The sequence below is a fragment of the Streptomyces sp. NPDC048664 genome, assembly GCF_040650555.1.
GTDB lineage: Bacteria > Actinomycetota > Actinomycetes > Streptomycetales > Streptomycetaceae > Streptomyces.
The window spans coordinates 31486-49752 of sequence record NZ_JBEZHK010000006.1 but is presented as its reverse complement, the minus strand read 5'-3'; the positions used below and the strand labels follow the sequence as shown (position 1 = coordinate 49752).

14 protein-coding genes and 1 tRNA gene are annotated in these 18267 nt (G+C 71.4%); 8 read left to right on the top strand and 7 right to left on the bottom strand.

Translation table 11 applies throughout. The features are described 5' to 3' along the window. Positions 1-2: 2 nt before the first annotated feature. The 5 genes from dnaJ to AB0C59_RS08605 all read right to left on the bottom strand — a co-directional run bounded on the left by dnaJ (position 3) and on the right by AB0C59_RS08605 (position 6134). Complete coding sequence (dnaJ, locus tag AB0C59_RS08625; protein WP_363002017.1) at positions 3-1178, bottom strand: molecular chaperone DnaJ; 1176 nt, start codon at positions 1176-1178, stop codon at positions 3-5. Between the two features lie 81 nt (positions 1179-1259). Further along, positions 1260-1922, bottom strand: a complete 663-nt coding sequence (gene grpE, locus AB0C59_RS08620; protein ID WP_363002015.1) for a nucleotide exchange factor GrpE — start codon at positions 1920-1922, stop codon at positions 1260-1262. Beyond that, positions 1919-3772: a molecular chaperone DnaK gene (gene dnaK, locus AB0C59_RS08615; protein ID WP_363002013.1), complete on the bottom strand. Its 1854-nt coding sequence runs from the start codon at positions 3770-3772 to the stop codon at positions 1919-1921. The genes grpE and dnaK overlap by 4 nt, the downstream gene beginning before the upstream one ends. A gap of 161 nt (positions 3773-3933) precedes the next feature. Beyond that, complete coding sequence (locus tag AB0C59_RS08610) at positions 3934-4677, bottom strand: hypothetical protein (protein WP_363002011.1); 744 nt, start codon at positions 4675-4677, stop codon at positions 3934-3936. Continuing rightward, positions 4674-6134, bottom strand: a complete 1461-nt coding sequence (locus tag AB0C59_RS08605; RefSeq protein ID WP_363002009.1) for a polysaccharide biosynthesis tyrosine autokinase — start codon at positions 6132-6134, stop codon at positions 4674-4676. Before AB0C59_RS08605 ends, AB0C59_RS08610 begins: the two co-directional genes overlap by 4 nt. A 321-nt stretch (positions 6135-6455) precedes the next feature. Between AB0C59_RS08605 and AB0C59_RS08600 the strand changes: the two genes are divergently transcribed. The 4 genes from AB0C59_RS08600 to AB0C59_RS08585 all read left to right on the top strand — a co-directional run bounded on the left by AB0C59_RS08600 (position 6456) and on the right by AB0C59_RS08585 (position 11935). Then, positions 6456-7025: an LPXTG cell wall anchor domain-containing protein gene (locus AB0C59_RS08600; protein ID WP_363002007.1), complete on the top strand. Its 570-nt coding sequence runs from the start codon at positions 6456-6458 to the stop codon at positions 7023-7025. Between the two features lie 285 nt (positions 7026-7310). Continuing rightward, the gene (locus tag AB0C59_RS08595) at positions 7311-9593 is read left to right on the top strand and encodes a (Fe-S)-binding protein (protein WP_363002005.1); all 2283 of its coding nucleotides are present in this window, start codon (positions 7311-7313) and stop codon (positions 9591-9593) included. Between the two features lie 258 nt (positions 9594-9851). Then, positions 9852-11009 (top strand): glycosyltransferase, encoded by a 1158-nt coding sequence (locus AB0C59_RS08590; RefSeq protein ID WP_363002003.1) that lies wholly within the window; start codon positions 9852-9854, stop codon positions 11007-11009. Next, positions 11006-11935 carry an NAD-dependent epimerase/dehydratase family protein gene (locus tag AB0C59_RS08585; RefSeq protein WP_363002001.1) on the top strand — a complete coding sequence of 310 codons (930 nt, stop codon included), beginning with the start codon at positions 11006-11008 and terminating at the stop codon, positions 11933-11935. The genes AB0C59_RS08590 and AB0C59_RS08585 overlap by 4 nt, the downstream gene beginning before the upstream one ends. Positions 11936-12004: 69 nt before the next feature. Here the strand turns inward: AB0C59_RS08585 and AB0C59_RS08580 are convergent, their stop codons facing one another. Further along, on the bottom strand, positions 12005-13297 hold the full coding sequence (locus AB0C59_RS08580; RefSeq protein ID WP_363001999.1) for a nucleotide sugar dehydrogenase: 1293 nt from the start codon (positions 13295-13297) through the stop codon (positions 12005-12007). Positions 13298-13571: 274 nt separating this feature from the next. Here AB0C59_RS08580 and AB0C59_RS08575 point away from each other — a divergent pair, with 274 nt between their 5' ends. From AB0C59_RS08575 to AB0C59_RS08565, 3 genes are read left to right on the top strand one after another with little or no spacing between them, the layout of a single operon-like run. After that, on the top strand, positions 13572-14732 hold the full coding sequence (locus AB0C59_RS08575; protein WP_363001997.1) for an NAD-dependent epimerase/dehydratase family protein: 1161 nt from the start codon (positions 13572-13574) through the stop codon (positions 14730-14732). A 5-nt stretch (positions 14733-14737) separates the two neighbouring features. Further along, on the top strand, positions 14738-15922 hold the full coding sequence (locus AB0C59_RS08570) for an MraY family glycosyltransferase (RefSeq protein WP_363001995.1): 1185 nt from the start codon (positions 14738-14740) through the stop codon (positions 15920-15922). A 47-nt stretch (positions 15923-15969) separates the two neighbouring features. Then, positions 15970-16983, top strand: coding sequence for a YIP1 family protein (locus AB0C59_RS08565; protein WP_363001993.1), 1014 nt, complete (start codon positions 15970-15972; stop codon positions 16981-16983). A gap of 22 nt (positions 16984-17005) precedes the next feature. Here the strand turns inward: AB0C59_RS08565 and dcd are convergent, their stop codons facing one another. Next, positions 17006-17581, bottom strand: coding sequence for a dCTP deaminase (dcd, locus tag AB0C59_RS08560; protein WP_363001991.1), 576 nt, complete (start codon positions 17579-17581; stop codon positions 17006-17008). A gap of 479 nt (positions 17582-18060) precedes the next feature. Here dcd and AB0C59_RS08555 point away from each other — a divergent pair. Then, positions 18061-18134: transfer RNA gene (locus AB0C59_RS08555), tRNA-Gly, on the top strand. The last annotated feature ends 133 nt before the right edge of the window (positions 18135-18267 follow it).

Genomic DNA, 18267 nt, shown 5'->3' with positions numbered 1-18267 from the left:
CCTCATGCTCCCTTCGCCGCCTGGAACAGCTCGGCCCGCGGGTCCTCGTCCGCGGTCGCCTCGCGATACGCCTCCAGGGCGTCACGAGCCTTCCCCGTGACGTCCTGCGGGACACTCACCTCGACGGTGACCAGGAGGTCGCCCCGGGTGCCGTCCTTGCGGACCGCTCCCTTGCCGCGGGCGCGCATGGTGCGCCCGCCGGGGGTGCCGGGGGGCAGTTTCAGCGTCACCGGGGGCCCGCCGAGGGTGGGCACCCGGATCTCGGCGCCGAGCGCGGCCTCGGCGATGGTCACGGGGACGGTGACCGTCAGGTTGTCGCCCCTGCGGCCGAAGACCGGGTGCGCGTCCACGTGCACCACGACATAGAGGTCGCCGGCCGGGCCGCCCCGCTCGCCGGGCGCGCCCTTGCCACGCAGCCGGATGCGCTGCCCGTCCGTGACGCCCGCGGGGATGCGGACCTGCATGGTCCGGGACGACTTCGCCCGGCCGCTGCCCTTGCACTCCGCGCAGGGGTGCTCGGCGATCAGGCCTCGGCCCTTGCAGTCCGGGCACGGGTCGGTCAGCGAGAAGCCGCCGCCCGAGCCGCGCGCCACCTGGCCGGTGCCGACGCAGGTCGGGCACACGCGGGGCGTGCCGTTCTTGTCGCCGGTGCCCGAACAGGCCTTGCAGGGCGACTGGGAGGACATGCGCAGCGGGACCGTCGCGCCGTCCACCGCCTCCATGAAGCTCAGCGTGACCTCGGACTCGACGTCCTGGCCGCGCCGCGGCTGCGTCCGCGGGCCCGCGCCGCCGCCTCGGTTGAACAGGCCGCCGAAGACGTCGCCGATACCGCCGCCGCCGAACCCTCCGCCTGCCGTCCCGCCCTGGCCTCCGAAGAGGTCGCCCAGGTCGAAGTTGAACGATCCTCCCGAGGCGCCGGGGCCGGGGCGGAAGCCGCCGTTGCCGAAGAGGGCGCGCGCGTCGTCGTACTCCTTGCGCTTCTTGGCGTCGCCGAGGACGTCGTTCGCCTCGGAGATCTCCTTGAAGCGCTCCTCCGCCCTGGTGTTGCCCTTGTTGGCGTCCGGGTGGAACTCGCGGGCGAGCTTGCGGTACGCCTTCTTGATCTCGGCTTCGGTCGCGTCCTTGGGGACGCCGAGAACCTTGTAGTAGTCCTTCTCGATGAAGTCCTTGGTGCTCATCCCCGACGCCCCTCCTTCCACTCGGTGTCCATCGTGGCCAGGAGCGTGGGGAGCCCTGGGCCGGCTCCCCACGCGATCACGTCAGCCCTCGTCCGGGCCACCGCTCTCCTTGTCGTCGCCCGACTGCTCGGACGCCTCCTCCGCCTTGACCGTCTGCGCTCCCGGCTGCGGTTCGGCGACGGCCACCCGCGCGGGGCGGATGGTGCGCTCGCCGAAGCGGTACCCGGGCTGCAGGATCGCCACGCACGTCGTCTCGGTGACGTCCGGCGCGTACGAGTGCATCAGGGCCTCGTGGATCGTCGGGTCGAAGGGCTCGCCCTCCTTGCCGAACTGCTGCAGACCCATCTTCGCCGCGATGGTCTCCAGCGACTCGGCGACGGACTTGAAGCCGCCGACGAGTTCGCTGTGGTCCCGGGCGCGGCCGATGTCGTCGAGCACGGGCAGGAGCTCGGTCAGGAGGTTCGCGATGGCGATCTCCTTGACCGTGATCCGGTCGCGTTCGACGCGGCGGCGGTAGTTCTGGTACTCCGCCTGGAGGCGCTGGAGGTCTGCCGTGCGCTCACCGAGCGCCGTGCGGACCTGGTCGAGCTGCGCCACCAGTCCGGCGTTCTGCGCGTTCGCGTCCCCCGCCGGGGCCGCCGCCTCCTTCTCGGAGGAGGGGGCGGCCTGCGGCTCGGCGTCCTCGGGGGTGGCGCCGGAGGGGACGTCGGGCTTCTCCTCGAAGCCCGGGGTCTCCTCCGTCACGCGGCACCGTCCTTGCGGTCCTCGTCGACGATCTCGGCGTCCACGACGTCGTCGTCGGCCTTGGCCTGGCCGGCACCGGCGGCCTCGTCACCGGCGCCGCCGGCGGCCTGAGCGGCCTGGGCGTCGGCGTACATGGCCTGGCCGAGCTTCTGCGAGACGGCCGCGACCTTCTCGGTGGCGGTGCGGATCTCGGCGGTGTCCTCGCCCTTGAGCTTCTCCTTCAGCTCGGCGACGGACTCCTCGACCTCGGTCCTGACCTCGGCGGGGACCTTGTCCTCGTTGTCCTTGAGGAACTTCTCCGTCTGGTAGACGAGCTGCTCGCCCTGGTTGCGGGTCTCGGCGGCCTCGCGGCGGCGGTGGTCCTCCTCCGCGTACTGCTCGGCCTCCTGGCGCATCCGGTCGACCTCGTCCTTCGGCAGCGAGGAGCCGCCGGTGACGGTCATCTTCTGCTCCTTGCCGGTGCCGAGGTCCTTCGCCGTGACGTGCATGATGCCGTTGGCGTCGATGTCGAAGGCGACCTCGATCTGCGGGACGCCGCGCGGCGCCGGGGGCAGACCGGTCAGCTCGAACATGCCGAGCTTCTTGTTGTACGCCGCGATCTCGCGCTCGCCCTGGTAGACCTGGATCTGCACGGACGGCTGGTTGTCCTCGGCCGTCGTGAAGATCTCGGACCGCTTGGTCGGGATCGTGGTGTTGCGCTCGATGAGCTTGGTCATGATGCCGCCCTTGGTCTCGATACCGAGGGACAGCGGGGTCACGTCGAGGAGCAGGACGTCCTTGACCTCACCCTTGAGGACACCGGCCTGGAGCGCGGCGCCGATGGCGACGACCTCGTCCGGGTTGACGCCCTTGTTGGCGTCCTTGCCGCCGGTCAGCTCCTTGACGAGCTCGGCGACGGCCGGCATACGGGTGGAGCCACCGACGAGGACGACGTGGTCGATCTCGCTGAGCTGGATGCCCGCGTCCTTGATGACGTTGTGGAACGGCGTCTTGCAGCGCTCCAGCAGGTCGGCCGTCAGCTGCTGGAACTGAGCCCGGGTGAGCTTCTCGTCCAGGTGCAGCGGGCCCTCGGCGGAGGCCGTGATGTAGGGCAGGTTGATCGAGGTCTCGGTGGAGGAGGAGAGCTCGATCTTGGCCTTCTCGGCAGCCTCGCGGAGGCGCTGGAGGGCCATCTTGTCCTTGCTCAGGTCCACGCCGTGACCGGACTGGAACTGCTTGACCAGGTAGTCGACGACGCGCTGGTCCCAGTCGTCACCACCGAGGTGGTTGTCACCGTTGGTGGCCTTCACCTCGACGACGCCGTCACCGATCTCCAGGAGGGACACGTCGAAGGTGCCGCCACCGAGGTCGAAGACGAGGATGGTCTGGTCGTCCTTGTCGAGGCCGTACGCCAGGGCGGCGGCCGTCGGCTCGTTGACGATGCGCAGGACGTTCAGGCCCGCGATCTCGCCGGCCTCCTTGGTGGCCTGGCGCTCCGAGTCGTTGAAGTACGCGGGGACGGTGATGACCGCGTCGGTCACCTTCTCGCCCAGGTACGACTCGGCGTCCCGCTTCAGCTTCTGCAGGATGAAGGCGCTCATCTGCTGCGGGTTGAAGTCCTTGCCGTCCAGGTTGATCTTCCAGTCGGTGCCCATGTGGCGCTTGACCGACCGGACGGTCCGGTCCACGTTGGTGACCGCCTGGCGCTTGGCCACCTCGCCGACGAGCACCTCGCCGTTCTTGGCGAAGGCGACGACGGACGGCGTGGTCCTGGCGCCCTCTGCGTTGGTGATGACGGTGGGCTCGCCGCCCTCCAGAACGCTGACGACGGAGTTAGTCGTGCCCAGGTCGATGCCGACCGCACGTGCCATTTTTGATTCCTCCAGCTGACTTGAGTGGAACAGGCTCAAGGATGCATGACCGTTCGCCCGCCGTCAACAGACCTGAGTCGACAAGACTCAACTTATGGGCGGCATCGCTCGGCAACCGCGAGAAAATGCCTGCTCAGGGCATGCCCGAGCCTCTCGCGCGGTCAGGCGCTCGCCCCGTCCTCACGGCCGCCGCCCAGCAGCAGGGCCAGTCGGCTCACCGCCTGGTCGATCTCCCGGGCGCACGCGTAGAGCACGTCGTGCGGCTTCGCCCAGGGGTCCGCGACGTCGTCCTCGGCCTCGGGGACCGCGCCGGCCGAGCCGCGGCGCGAGGCCGCGGCGGCCACCACGCGGTCGAAGCCGCCGCCGGTTCCCGAGCCGGCCGCAGGGCCCGCCCCGCCCGCACCTTCCCCACGCGCCGCCGGGGCACGCGTGTCGATCCGGTGCCGCCCGTCCACCGTCGCCAGCCGCACGGTCCACGGGACCCCGCGGCCGCCCGGCCCGCCGTCCGCACCGGGCGCGCCGCCCCGGTCGCCGCGCCGGTCCTCCTCCCGGCCGGGCGCCGCCGCGGCCAGCCGCACGAACTCCTTCAGCGTGAAGCAGCGCCGCATCGCCGCGGGCGCGAGCCGCACGGCCGCCTCCCGGTGCTCGCGCGCGAGCCCGAGCACCAACGACGCCTCGGCGACGAGCCGCCCGGTGAGCGGGCGCGCCGAGAAGCCGTGGCCGTCCCCGCCCAGCCGCTCCAGCACCGCCCGGGTGCCGCTCTCCATCCCCGGCCGCCGGTGCGCGAGGGTGCCCGCGCTCTCCGCGCGCACCGCCGAGCCGGCCGGCAGGCGCGCGGCGAGCAACCGCTCGGCGAGCACCGAGCGGTGCACGTTGCCCGTGCAGACGAACAGGACCCGGGTCACTTCTCGCCCTCGCGCCGCGATCCCGCCGCCGCCGTGCGCGCCGTCGAGCCCCGGGGGGCGGGCAGTTCGCCGTAGTGGCCGTAGGGGCCGTAGCCGCCGCCCTTGGGCACCGGCGCCACGCTGAAGACGGTGCCGAGGACCCGTACGCCCACCCGTTCGAGCGACTGGGCGGCGGTGCGGACCTGGTCCCGCCTGGTCTTCGCGGCCCGGACGACCAGCAGCGCGCCCTGCGCCAGCGAGGCGAGGCCCACGGTGTCGGCGACCGGCAGCAGCGGCGCGGTGTCGACGATCACCACGTGGTAGGTGTCCGCCAGTTCGCGCAGCACCTCCTCCATGCGCGCCGAGGCGAGCAGTTCCGTGGGGTTCGGCGGCACGGGCCCGCTGGTGAGCACCGCGAGCCCGCCGACCGCCTGCTGCACCACGTCCTCGATCCGGGCCTGCCCGATGAGCACCGTGGTCAGGCCGGCGTCCTGGACGAGGCCGAAGGTCGGGGCCACGCACGGGCGGCGCAGGTCCGCGTCCACCAGGCAGGTGGCCACGCCCGCCTCGGCGAGCGAGAGCGCGAGGTTCACGGCGGTGTTGGTCTTGCCCTCGCCCGGCACCGAACTCGTCACCACGATGATCCGCGGCGGGTCGTCCACCCGGGAGAACTGCAGGTTGGTGCGCAGCTTGCGGAAGGCCTCGGCGCGTGTGGAGTGCACGTCCGCGGTGATCAGCGGGCTCCTCGGCGCGTCACGGTCGTAGGGGATGCTGCCGAGGCCGGGCAGGGCGGTGAACTCGCCCAGCGCCTCGCTCGTCTTGAGCGTGGTGTCGAGCGTCTCGCGCAGGGCGACGAACGCGGCGGCGAGCAGCAGCCCGCCGAGCACCCCCGCGGCCAGGTTCAGCACCGGGCGGGGCGAGACGGGCGCGGTGGGGGTGATGGCCTCCTGGGTGACCCCGAGGGAGACGGGTGAGACCTCGTCCTGGTCCCGGGCGGCGGCCTTGCGGTGCCGCTTGTCGTCCGAGTCCGGCAGGCGCCTGGGGGTCTCCAGGTGCTCCACGACCTCGCTGAACCGCTTCGCCACGGCGTTGGCGACCCGGGCGGCCCGCGCGGGGACGGTGTCCCTGACGGTGATGTCGATGAGCACCGTGTTGAGCGGGGCCACGGCGGTGATCCGGGACGCCAGTTCCTCCGGTGTGCCGGGCAGCTTCAGCTCCCGCACCACGGACTCGGTCACCTGACGTGTCGTCACGATCGCGGCGTACGACTGCACGCGCGCCTGCGAGAAGCTCTGCCCCTGGTTCAGCTGGGCGGTGTCCGCGCCCGTGCGCGTGGCGACGAAGAGCTGCGTCCTGGCCTCGTAGACGGCGGTGCTCAAGCCCGTCACGGCGAGCGCCGCCCCGACCGCGACGGCCAGGCACGCCACGACGGTCGGCCAGCGTCTGGCAAGGGCCTTCAGGAAACCGTGGAGATCCAAGCTGCACCCCTCATAGGACCGCGGGAACCATCCGTTTTGTGATGTTCTGCTCCCTTTACACGCAGCCGAAGATAAGGACTCGCACCCTCCGAGCGGGGGAGACACCCCCGGCACCGGCCCTGTCGACCCGCCGAACGCCCCTCACCGCTCCCCCATCCGGTGGCTTCTGGGCGACGCCCCGTCAACCGCCTTAGATATGTCGCATTTATCCCATATATCTAGATCCAGTGAGTAGATCGCCCTGGTGAACGGACCGCGAACACGGCCGACGCGCCAGCCGCCTGGCCCGAAGGAACTCGAGGAGCGAGGAGAGTGAACAAGATGACGTCATCGCCCAGGTGGCGCGTCGCACTGGCATCGGCCGCGTCCGCCGCCGTGCTCGTCGCCGCACCACTGGTAGGAGCCCAGACCGCCCACGCCGCCGCGTACCCGCCACCGCCGTCGTGCCTGACGCTCAGCGCCACCGTGGTGCACGTCGGGGAGAGGGTGCACTTCCACGGCACGGGATTCACCCCCCGCGAGCGGATCTCCGTGGCGCTGGACCGGCTCCCGGTCTCCCTGCGCCACGCGCACCACGACGGAACGGTCGACGGCCACACCCGCATCCCCTGGTTCGCTCGCGGCTGGCACCAGTTCAGGCTCACCGGCTGGCGCTCCGGCCACACCTGCGTCGCGCGCATCCACGTGCTGCGGCGCGGGGCGTACCCGCCGATCTTCGACCGCACCGGCGCGGTGGACGACGGGCGCGGCGGGGCCCACCACCCGGGCCACGAGCGCGCCCTGGCCCAGACCGGCAGCGAGAAGGCCCTCGCCTACGGCGGCACCGCGGCCGGGATGATGGCCGCGGGTGGCGGCATGCTGTTCGCGGCGCGCCGCCGCCGCAGTTCGTGACGTTCCCCGACACGCTTCCCTGAGGGGCGGCCCCCGAGGGCGGCCCCCGAGGGCGAGGCATCATCCGCACGGCGGTACCACGGCGTCCCGGTCTCGACCGGGGCGCCGTCCGCGCGTCCGGGGCGGTCGGGGCGGTCGCGCCCGCCCCCGCCGGACAGAGGTGACCCTCAGCGACTCAGATCACCCCGCCCCTGGCTACAGTGCGGGGAAAGATGCGGGTAGTCTCGAACGGACTGCATAAGTTACCGCTTAGTAATGTCCCTCGCAGGCCCGAGGAGCCCCGAAATGCAACTCGCCGCGATCATCGTGTCGCTGGTCCTGATCGTGGTCGGCGTGGCGTTGTTCGCCCGAGCCATCGCGCAGATCTACCGCTTCGTGCGGCTCGGACAGAACGTGCCCGCGGGCACCCGAACCGACGACTGGAAGAACCGCACCCTGACGGTGGCCCGGGAGTTCCTCGGCCACACCCGCATGAACCGCTGGGGCGTCGTCGGTGTCGCGCACTGGTTCGTGGCGGTGGGCTTCTACACCCTGATCCTGACGATCGTGAACGCCATCGGCCAGCTGTTCCAGGCCGACTGGCTCCTGCCGATCCTCGGCGAGTGGACGCCGTACAACGTCTTCGTCGAGTTCATCGGCACCACCACCACGCTCGGCATCGCGACCCTCATCGTGATCCGCCAGCTGAGCAAGGCGAACAAGCCGGGCCGCAAGTCCCGCTTCGCCGGCTCCAACACCGGCCAGGCGTACTTCGTCGAGGCGGTCATCCTCATCATCGGCGTCTGCATCTTCATGCTGCACGCGCTGGAGGGCGCCCAGCACCACGTGGACGGCTACGAGGCGTCGTTCTTCATCTCGTACCCGGTGGTGGCCTGGCTGCGGGGCATGGACGTCTCCACGCTGCAGAACCTGACCTACCTCTTCGCCTGCCTGAAGATCTCCACCTCCTTCATCTGGATGATCACGGTCTCCCTGAAGACCGACATGGGCGTGGCCTGGCACCGCTTCCTGGGCTTCCCGAACATCTGGTTCAAGCGCAACGCCAAGGGCGACACCGCGCTCGGCGCGCTGCTCCCGATGACCTCCGGCGGCAAGGCGATCGACTTCACCGACCCGGGCGAGGACGACGTCTTCGGCGTCTCCCAGGTCGAGCAGTTCTCGTGGAAGGGCCTGCTGGACTTCTCCACCTGCACCGAGTGCGGCCGCTGCCAGTCGCAGTGCCCCGCCTGGAACACCGGCAAGCCGCTGTCCCCGAAGCTGCTGATCATGTCGCTGCGCGACCACGCGCACGCCAAGGCGCCCTACCTGCTCGCCGGTGGCGGCAAGACCATGGAGGGCGAGGAGAAGGCGTCCGAGGAGCAGCTCAAGGACGTACCCGCCGCCGCCCTCGCGGAGGCCGAGCGCCCGCTGATCGGCACCGCCGAGGAGAACGGCGTCATCGACCCGGACGTCCTGTGGTCCTGCACCACCTGCGGCGCCTGCGTCGAGCAGTGCCCGGTGGACATCGAGCACGTCGACCACATCGTGGACATGCGCCGCTACCAGGTGATGATCGAGTCCGCGTTCCCGTCCGAGGCGGGCACGATGCTCAAGAACCTGGAGAAGAAGGGCAACCCCTGGGGCCTGGCCAAGAAGCAGCGCCTGGAGTGGACCAAGGAGGTCGACTTCGAGGTGCCGGTCGTCGGCCAGGACATCGAGGACCTCACCGAGGTCGAGTACCTCTACTGGGTCGGCTGCGCCGGCGCCCTGGAGGACCGGGCCAAGAAGACCACCAAGGCCTTCGCCGAGCTGCTCCACATCGCGGGCGTCAAGTTCGCGATCATGGGCGGCGACGAGAAGTGCACCGGTGACTCCGCCCGCCGCCTCGGCAACGAGCCCCTGTTCCAGGAGCTCGGCATGGAGAACGTCATGTCCCTGAACATGGCGTTCGGCGAGGAGATGGACGACGACGGCAAGGTGACCGAGGAGTCCCGCAAGCCGAGGACGGCCAAGAAGATCGTCGCGACCTGCCCGCACTGCCTCAACACCCTGGGCAACGAGTACCCGCAGCTCGGCGGCGACTACGAGGTCATCCACCACACCCAGCTGCTCCAGCACCTGGTGGACGAGGGCAAGCTGGTCCCGGTCACCCCGGTCGAGGGCATCATCACCTACCACGACCCGTGCTACCTGGGCCGCCACAACAAGATCTACACGCCGCCGCGCGAGATCATCGGCAAGGTCCCCGGGCTGCGCAACGAGGAGATGCACCGCCACAAGGAGCGCGGCTTCTGCTGCGGCGCCGGTGGCGCCCGCATGTGGATGGAGGAGCGGATCGGCAAGCGCATCAACAACGAGCGCGTCGACGAGGCCCTCTCGCTCAACCCGGACATCGTCTCGACGGCCTGCCCGTTCTGCCTCGTCATGCTGACCGACTCGGTCAACGGCAAGAAGAACGACGGCAAGGCCAAGGAGTCCATCCAGGTCGTGGACGTCGCCCAGCTGCTCCTCGACTCCGTCAGGACGCCCGCCGACCCGGCGGGCGAGGCGGAGGCCGAGAGCGAGCCGGAGCCCGAGCCCGTGCAGTAGAGGGCCGTCGGTCACCGAGGACATCGGTCACCGAACGCATCGCCCACCGAGGGGCCGCAGTCGCCGCGCGCGACCGCGGCCCCTCGGCCGTGTACGCCGTAGGTGTGCCGTCTTCGGGCGGGCGGCACGTCGCCCCCGTGCGCACTTTCCCCCGTGTGACCATGACGGTCCGTCAGGATCGTGGATCGAACGCGGTGAGGCTGAATGGTGACTGCCCGGCGTCGCACCACCGGTCGCGAACACTCCCGTGTCCGGGTGATGAGGGTCATCGCGCGGATGAACGTGGGCGGCCCGGCCCTCCAGGTCTCCCATCTGATGCGCGGCCTGGACCCGGAGGTGTTCGACCACCGCCTGTACGCCGGGTACGTCGGCCCCGACGAGGCCGACTACGTGGACCAGCGGGCCCCGGACGTGCCGGTGCGGCGGGTGGCGACCCTGGGCCGCGCCGTGCGGCCCGCCGACGACCTGCGGGCCTTGGCCGCGCTCACGGCCGCGATGCGCGAGTTCCGGCCGCACATCGTGCACACCCACACCGCCAAGGCCGGGGCACTGGGACGCGTCGCGGCCAGGCTCGCACGGGTGCCCGCCTGCGTGCACACCTTCCACGGCCACCTGCTGCAGGGCTACTTCTCCCCGGCGAAGACCCGCGTCCTCGTCCAGGCCGAACGGGGCCTGGCGGCCGTCACGGACCGGCTGGTGGCGGTGGGGGCCGGCGTGCGCGACGACCTGCTCGCCGCCGGCATCGGCCGGGCGCGGCAGTACAGCGTGATCCCGCCGGGCACCACGTCCGCCGTGCCCCCGCCGCGCTCCGAGGCCCGCGCGCGGCTCGGTCTTCCCGAGGAGGGTCCCGTCGTCGCCTTCGTCGGACGGCTGACGCGGATCAAACGGCCCGACCGCTTCCTGGCCGTCGCCCGCGCGGTGCGGCGGGCCGTGCCGGACGCGCGGTTCGCGGTGTGCGGGGACGGGGACCTGTACGGCGAACTGGCGGCGGCGGCCGATCTGCGCGACCACCTGTGCCTGCTGGGCTGGCGGCCCGACGTGGAGACCGTGTACGCCGCCTCGGACCTGGTGCTGCTCACCTCGGACAACGAGGGCATGCCGGTCAGCCTCATCGAGGCGGGCCTGGCCGGGCTGCCGTCCGTGGCCACGAACGTGGGCAGCGTCTCCGAGGTGGTCCAGGACGGCCGCACCGGGCTGCTGGCCGCGCCCGACGCCGGTGAACTCGCCCGGCACACCGTCCGGCTCCTCGGTGACGCCGCGCTGCGGCACCGCATGGGGGAGCAGGCACGCGCCCACACCGAGAGCCGGTTCGGAGCCGAGCGCCTGGTCCGGGACACCCACGACCTCTACGCCTCCATCGCCGTCGCACGCGGCTGGTGGCCGCCACCCGCCCAACCGAAAGGTGTGAACCGTTGAACGTCGTAGTGACCGGAGGCGCCGGCTTCATCGGAGCCAACCTGTGCCGCGAACTGCTCTCGCGCCCTGGCATCGGCGACGTCGTCGCCCTGGACGACCTGAGCACCGGCTCGGCGGCCAACCTCGCGGGCACGGGCGCCGAGCTGGTCGAGGGCAGCATCCTGGACCCCGCCCTGCTGGAGGACGTGGTGGCCGGGGCCGACGCCGTGGTCCACCTGGCCGCCCGCCCGTCCGTGCCGCGCTCCCTGGCGGACCCGTTCGCCAGCCACGACGTCAACGCGACCGGCACCGTACGGGTGCTGGAGGCGTGCCGCCGCGCGGGCACCCACCTGGTCGCCGCCTCCTCGTCCTCGGTGTACGGCTCGGTCACCGACCTGCCCAAGCACGAGGGCCTGCCGACCCGGCCGCTGAGCCCGTACGCGGCCAGCAAGCTCGCCACCGAGGCCTACGTCCTCGCGTACGGCCCGGCGTTCGGCCTTCCGGCGCTCGTCTTCCGCTTCTTCAACGTCTACGGACCGCTGCAGAGCGCGGGGCACGCGTACGCCGCGGTCGTCCCGTCCTTCGTCGACGCGGCGCTGCGGGGCGAGCCGCTGACGGTGCACGGCGACGGCCACCAGACCCGTGACTTCACCTACGTCGGCACGGTGGCGCGGGTCCTGGCCGACGCCGTCGAACGCGAGGTCACCTGCCCGGCACCGGTCAACCTGGCCTTCGGCACCCGGGTGAGCGTGCTGGAACTCGCGCACCAGCTCGCCAAGGCGCTGGGGTCGGCGATCGAGATCCGCCACGAGGACGCCCGCCGAGGCGACGTACGCGACTCCCAGGCCGACGACACGGCCCTGCGCGCCCTGTTCCCGAACCTCAGGGCGACCCCGCTGGAGGAGGGCCTGGAGGAGACGGTGCGCTGGTTCCGGTCCCTGGCCTGACCGGCCCGGCCCCCCGGGGCGCGGGGAGTGCACGCTCCCCGCGCCCCTGACCCGCGCCCTCGCCGCCTGTCAGAGGACCTCGACCGCGGCGCCCCGGCAGCGGTTGCGCGTGTCCAGCACATAGGCCCCCGCCCGCTCGACGAGCGCGTAGTCGAAGTCGTCGTGGTCGGTCGCCACCACGATCACGTCCGCCGCCCGGACCTCCGCCTCCGTCAACTCCACGCGCGTGATGTCCGTCGGCACCAGATGCGCCTCCGTGTACGGCTCCACCACCGCCAGCCGCGCCCCGAGCGTGAGCAGCGACCGGGCGAGGGTGAGGGCCGGCGACTCACGGATGTCCCCGGTGTTCTTCTTGTACGCCAGCCCGAGTTGAAGCACCCGCGACCCCTTGACCGGCTTTCCGCGCTCGTTGAGCCCGCGCGTGATCCGCCGCACGACGTGCGCGGGCATGTGGTCGTTGATCTCGTTGGCCAGCCCGATGAACCGCAGCTCCTGCCGCAGCAGCCGCTTCACCTGCCAGGACAGATAGGACGGGTCGACCGGCAGGCAGTGCCCGCCCACCCCGGGGCCGGGCCGGAACGGCATGAAGCCGAACGGCTTGGTGCTCGCGGCGTCGATCGCCTCCCAGATGTCGGCCCCCAACTGCCGTGACACCATGGCCATCTCGTTGACCATGGCGATGTTGACGTGCCGGAAGGTGTTCTCCAGCAGCTTGGTCAGCTCGGCGGTCCGGCAGGAGCTCACGGACACGGTGCGCGCGACGACGTCGCCGTAGAAGCGCTCGACGTGCCCCAGTGACACCGGGTCGATCCCGGAGATCACCTTGGGGGTGTTCTCCAGGCGCCACTCGGGGTTGCCCGGGTCGATGCGCTCCGGGCTGTAACCGAGGTGGAAGTCCCGCCCCGCCACCAGCCCACTGCCCTCCTCCAGCAGCGGCCGCAGCAGGGTCTCGGTCGTGCCGGGATAGGTCGTGGACTCCAGGACCACCGTGGCGCCGGGGGTGATGTGCGGGGCGATGCTGCGGCCCGCGCACTCCACGAAGCTCAGGTCCGGTACGCCCTCCCGCAGCGGCGTCGGCACGGTGATGACGCAGACGTCGAAGCCCTCGGTGCGGGCGTAGTCGGTGGTGGCGTGGAGCCGGCCGCCGTCCACGGCCGCCACGAGGCGCAGATCGCCGATGTCCTCGACGTAGGAGTCGCCGGCACCCAGACGCTTGACCCGCAACTCGTCCGTGTCCACTCCGACGACCGTGTACCCCGCCTCCGCCGCCCGCACGGCGAGGGGAAGCCCCACATACCCCAGACCTACGACGACCAGCTTCCGCCCGCCGGTGACCGTGTCGCTCTCGCATCTCTGACGCACGCTCATCACTCCGTTTTCATGGGGGGGGGTTCGGCATATGCCAGACACCAACCTCCATTGACGCTCATGCGCGAGGGATCTGGCCGGAACCATCTGGTTGTGTCCGCCGTCCATCACCCTGATTCCGTAACCAAGCGGGCGCGCCGAAGAGCAACGAATTTCTTGACGACGTTTCAACTTCCATGACGGATCGCATAGGTGAACGTTGGCTCGGCAATGCTGCCGCGCGCTGTGGAACTGAGACACCGCAACCCGAACCGGAGTGAAGCCGCACATGGACCGCAGTTTGAATTACCTGGTCACGGGTGGAGCCGGATTCATCGGCTCGCATCTCGTCGACGCGTTGCTGACAAGCGGGCACAACGTGGTAGTACTCGACGATCTCACCACCGGACGGCAGGAGAACCTCACCCGGGCACAGACGGACCGACGATTCCGCTTCGTCCGCGGATCCATCCTCGACGCAGCCCTCGTGGATGAACTGGTGGCAGAATCCGATAACGTCATCCATCTGGCTGCCGCCGTAGGAGTCAAGCTCATTGTCGAGCAGACACTGAGGTCGTTCATCACGAACACAAAAGGCGCCGAGAACGTCATCGAGAGCGCGGTGCGGCACGATCGCAGGATTCTCGTCGCCAGCACTTCGGAAATCTACGGAAAGAATTCGTCGGGGCCGCTCACCGAGGGCTCCGACCGTATCCTCGGCAGCCCGTCCGTGGCCCGGTGGTCCTACAGCACCGCCAAGGCGATGGACGAGATCATGGCCGTCCTCTACCACCGGGAGCGGGGCCTGCGCTCGACCGTCGTCCGGTTCTTCAACACCGTGGGCCCCCGCCAGAGCCCGGCGTACGGCATGGTCATCCCCCGCTTCGCCCGGCAGGCCGTCCGGGGCGAGCCGCTCACCATCCACGCGGACGGCAGTCAGCGGCGCTGCTTCCTGCACGTCGCGGACGCGGTCGCGGCCCTGCTGCTCCTGCTGGAGCACCCGGGCGCCGTGGGAGAGACCTTCAACATCGGCGCGGACGAGGAGATCAGCATCCGGGAGCTGGCCGACCGGATCGTCACCCGCGCCGGGAGCGTCTCGGCCGTCCAGCACCTGTCGTACGCCGACGCGTACGGTCCCGGCTTCGAGGACATGGAACGGCGCGTCCCGAACACCGCCAAGCTCCGCGCCCTGACCGGCTGGCGGCCGCGGCACACCCTGGCCGACATCCTCACGGACGCGATCGCGGACGCCCGGGCCGATCTGCACGGCGATCCGCGCACCGGCCCCGCCGGCGAGGCACCGGCACGCGTGCCGAGCGCCTCGGAGCCGCGCGTTCCGACGGCCGTCCCCACCGCCCTCCCCGCCTCCCCCGCCGCCCCGTCCGCCGTAGCCGCCTCCGCCCCGTCGACCTGCCGGCCCGCCGCCGAGTCGGCGCTGGCGCACCGGTGAGCGGCATGAGCGAGGCACTCGCGGCGGCGGGCGCCGGGGGCGCGGCCCTCCTGCTCGGGCTGCTGCTGACGGAACCGCTCAGACGCTTCGCCCTGCGCCACGGGATCACCGACCGCCCCAGCGCCCGCAAGGCGCACAGCAGGCCGACGCCCTACCTCGGCGGGATCGCCGTCGCGGTCGCGACCCTCGCCGCGAGCACCGCCGCGGCCGCCGTCGCGGGCGCGTTCACACCCGTGCTCGCGCTGCTGCTCGGCGGCGCGGCGCTCATGTGCCTGCTCGGGCTCGTCGACGATCTGCGCCCCCTCGGCGCGGGGCCGCGACTGGGCGCCGAGATCGCGGCGGCCACCGCGGTGGTGCTCGCCGGAGGGCACCCGGCCGTGTTCGGCAACGCGGTGGACGTGGTCCTGGCCGTCGTCTGGATCGTCTTCACCATGAACGCCTTCAACTTCCTGGACAACATGGACGGCGCGGCGTCCTCCCTGTGCGCCGTCGTCGGCCTCTTCGTGTGCGTGAGTGCCCTCGTCGACGGGCCGGGCGTCCTCGGCGTGCTGACGGCGTCCCTGACCGGCGCCTGCCTCGGCTTCCTCTTCCACAACAGGCATCCGGCGCGGATCTTCCTCGGTGACGCGGGGTCGCTCTTCCTCGGCTTCACCCTGGCCTCGGCGATGACGGTGCTCCACGACGGCCGGCCGGGCCTCACCGGGCCCGTCAGCCTCCTTCTCGCCACCCTGGTGCCGACACTGGACACGGCCCTGGTGATGTTCTCCCGCCACCGGGAGTCCAGACCGCTGCTCCAGGGCGGCACGGACCACATCGCCCACCGGCTGCGCCGCATGGGGATGCCGGTGCGGCAGGTCGTACGGACGCTGAGCGCGGTCGCGGTGGCCGGCTGCCTGGCGTCGGCGCTGGTGACCCACCGGCTCCTCGCCCCCGGCGCGGCACTCGCCGTGATCTGCCTGACCGGTGTCACGGCGGTACGGCTGCTGCTCAAGCTCCCCACCGGCACGGCGCCCTCCCCGGGCGTGGTGGTCCCGACCGGGTCGGTGCCCGGCGCGGCCTCCCCCCTCACCCTGCGCCTGCGGCCGCGCGGCGGCCCCGTACGCCGCGGCGGCCAGCTCCGGCCGACCGCGGTACCGCACTCACGGGCGGCCCGCAGGACGCCGGCGCCCGCTCCACCCGCGGTCCCGTGACACCCGTGCCGGCCCTCTCGCCTTAACTGCCCCGGAACCCTTAGGGGATGTCACAGCTCAGCAGCAATGCCGGGCCCGTCGCCCTGGGCCCGGTACGCGGCCTTCCGGGACCAGGTACGTTCGAAGGCGTGGCTGGATTCAGGATCGGACGCGGCCGTGACAACCGCGCCCCGCAAGCGCGACCGCAGCACCCCCCGTACGGGCAGCAGGCACCGCAGCGCCCGTCGTCGTACGGCTACCCCTCCGCGCCCTCGCGCCAGCAGCACGGCGGGGCGCAGGGCGGGGCAGGGCCCTACGGCGGCCCGGGGCCGTACGGCGGTGGGCAGTCCCAGTGGCAGGCCCAGGGGGCTCAGGGGGAGCCGGAGTACTTCGGCGACGGCGGCGCCCAGGGGCACCCCGGGTCGCCGGATCCGTACGCGGCGAACAACCCGGGTCACACCCAGGCGTTCTCCGTCGGCGAGGACCCCTACAGCGCGGGTGAGACCTACCGCGCCGGTCAGGCGTCCGCGCCGCCGGTCGGGCCCCCGCTGCACTGGAAGGACCTGCTGCGGGGCATCGTGACGGCCCCCGGCCCGACCTTCCTGCGGATGCGCGACTACACGATGTGGACCCCGGCCCTCGTCGTGACCTTCGTCTACGGCCTGCTCGCGGTCTTCGGCTTCGACGGCGCCCGCGAGGACGCGATCGGCGCGACCCTGTCGAGCGCGGTCCCGATCGTCCTGACGACGGCCGTGGCGATGGTGCTCAGCTCGTTCATCCTGGGCGTGGTCACCCACACCCTGGCCCGTCAGCTCGGCGGCGACGGCGCCTGGCAGCCCACCGTGGGCCTGTCCATGCTGATCATGGCCATCACGGACGCGCCCCGCCTGCTCGTGGCGATGTTCGCCGGCGGCGACGCCGCGTTCGTCCAGGTGCTGGGCTGGGCGACCTGGATCGCGGCGGGCGCGCTGCTCACCCTGATGGTGTCCAGGTCCCACGACCTGCCGTGGCCGCGGGCCCTGGCGGCGTCGGCGATCCAGCTGATCGCGATCCTGTCGATCGTGAAGCTGGGCACGTTCTAGCCGTTCCAGCCGGTGGGCCGCCTCACACCTGGGTGCGGTGGAAGTTGACGAAGGAGCGGGAGGCGGTGGGGCCGCGCTGCCCCTGGTAGCGCGATCCGTACCGCTCGCTGCCGTACGGGAACTCGGACGGCGAGCTGAGCCGGAACATGCACAGCTGCCCGATCTTCATGCCCGGCCAGAGCTTGATCGGGAGGGTGGCGAGGTTGGACAGCTCGAGCGTCACATGGCCCGAGAAGCCGGGGTCGATGAACCCGGCGGTGGAGTGGGTGACGAGCCCGAGGCGCCCGAGCGAGCTCTTGCCCTCCAGCCGCGAGGCGAGGTCGTCGGGAAGCGTGATGACCTCGTAGGTGCTGGCGAGCACGAACTCCCCGGGGTGCAGGATGAACGGCTCGTCGCCCTCCGGCTCGACGAGCCGGGTGAGGTCGGACTGCTCGACGGAGGGGTCGATGTGGGGGTACTTGTGGTTCTCGAACACCCGGAAGTAGCGGTCGAGGCGCACGTCGATACTCGAGGGCTGCACCATGCTCGGATCGAACGGGTCGATGGCGACCCGCCCCTTGTCGATCTCGGTCCGGATGTCCATGTCTGAGAGAAGCACGTCCCGAGAATACGCAAGGCGCGCGGAGCAGCCACAATCCCGCCGCCTCCGCGCGCCTGTACCGCTTACGGCTACCGCTTGCCCAGCGGCACCGGCACCGCACTGCGCAGCCGGGCGCAGCGCGGACACCGGACGAGCCGGCCGGGACCGAGGCGCCCGGCCTGCTGCATCGGGAACGAAGCGGTGCTGAACACGTGCCCTTCGGCACAACGGACGACGGTGCGCTCCAACAAGTTCTCTGCGTCCCTTCCCCAAGAGCCTGCGTCTCACTGCCATGACGGCGACGAAAGCCACATTACGGGATGAAAGGGACGGCCCTCCAGGCGGCACTCCGGCACCCCACCGTACGCCCCAACTCCGGCCCCCCGCAGCCGCGTCCACCCCTACCGACGCACGGGGAACCCCGCGGTCCGGGCACCGGGGGTCCGACATGGGGTACAGTGAGCGAGCGCTACGACACCGATGATCATCGGCGTTACGCGGGTGTAGTTTAATGGTAGAACATCAGCTTCCCAAGCTGAGAGCGCGAGTTCGATTCTCGTCACCCGCTCCACGACGAAGGCCCAGGTCACAGACCCGGGCCTTTTTGCTGTCCCTGATGATCAGTCGGCGCGTGCCAGATTCGCGCCAGAAGGCTTGCGGGTCGCCTTCTTCGCCGAAGCCGAGGCCTCAACGCGGATGGTGCG

What these genes read in the sequence shown, in the direction of transcription:
- dnaJ (WP_363002017.1), bottom strand. Translation starts at nt 1,178, where the DNA reads ATGAGCACCAAGGACTTCATCGAGAAGGACTACTACAAGGTTCTCGGC.
- dnaK (WP_363002013.1), bottom strand. Translation starts at nt 3,772, where the DNA reads ATGGCACGTGCGGTCGGCATCGACCTGGGCACGACTAACTCCGTCGTC.
- AB0C59_RS08600 (WP_363002007.1), top strand. Translation starts at nt 6,456, where the DNA reads ATGACGTCATCGCCCAGGTGGCGCGTCGCACTGGCATCGGCCGCGTCC.
- AB0C59_RS08595 (WP_363002005.1), top strand. Translation starts at nt 7,311, where the DNA reads ATGCAACTCGCCGCGATCATCGTGTCGCTGGTCCTGATCGTGGTCGGC.
- AB0C59_RS08590 (WP_363002003.1), top strand. Translation starts at nt 9,852, where the DNA reads ATGAGGGTCATCGCGCGGATGAACGTGGGCGGCCCGGCCCTCCAGGTC.
- AB0C59_RS08575 (WP_363001997.1), top strand. Translation starts at nt 13,572, where the DNA reads ATGGACCGCAGTTTGAATTACCTGGTCACGGGTGGAGCCGGATTCATC.
- AB0C59_RS08570 (WP_363001995.1), top strand. Translation starts at nt 14,738, where the DNA reads ATGAGCGAGGCACTCGCGGCGGCGGGCGCCGGGGGCGCGGCCCTCCTG.
- AB0C59_RS08565 (WP_363001993.1), top strand. Translation starts at nt 15,970, where the DNA reads ATGTCACAGCTCAGCAGCAATGCCGGGCCCGTCGCCCTGGGCCCGGTA.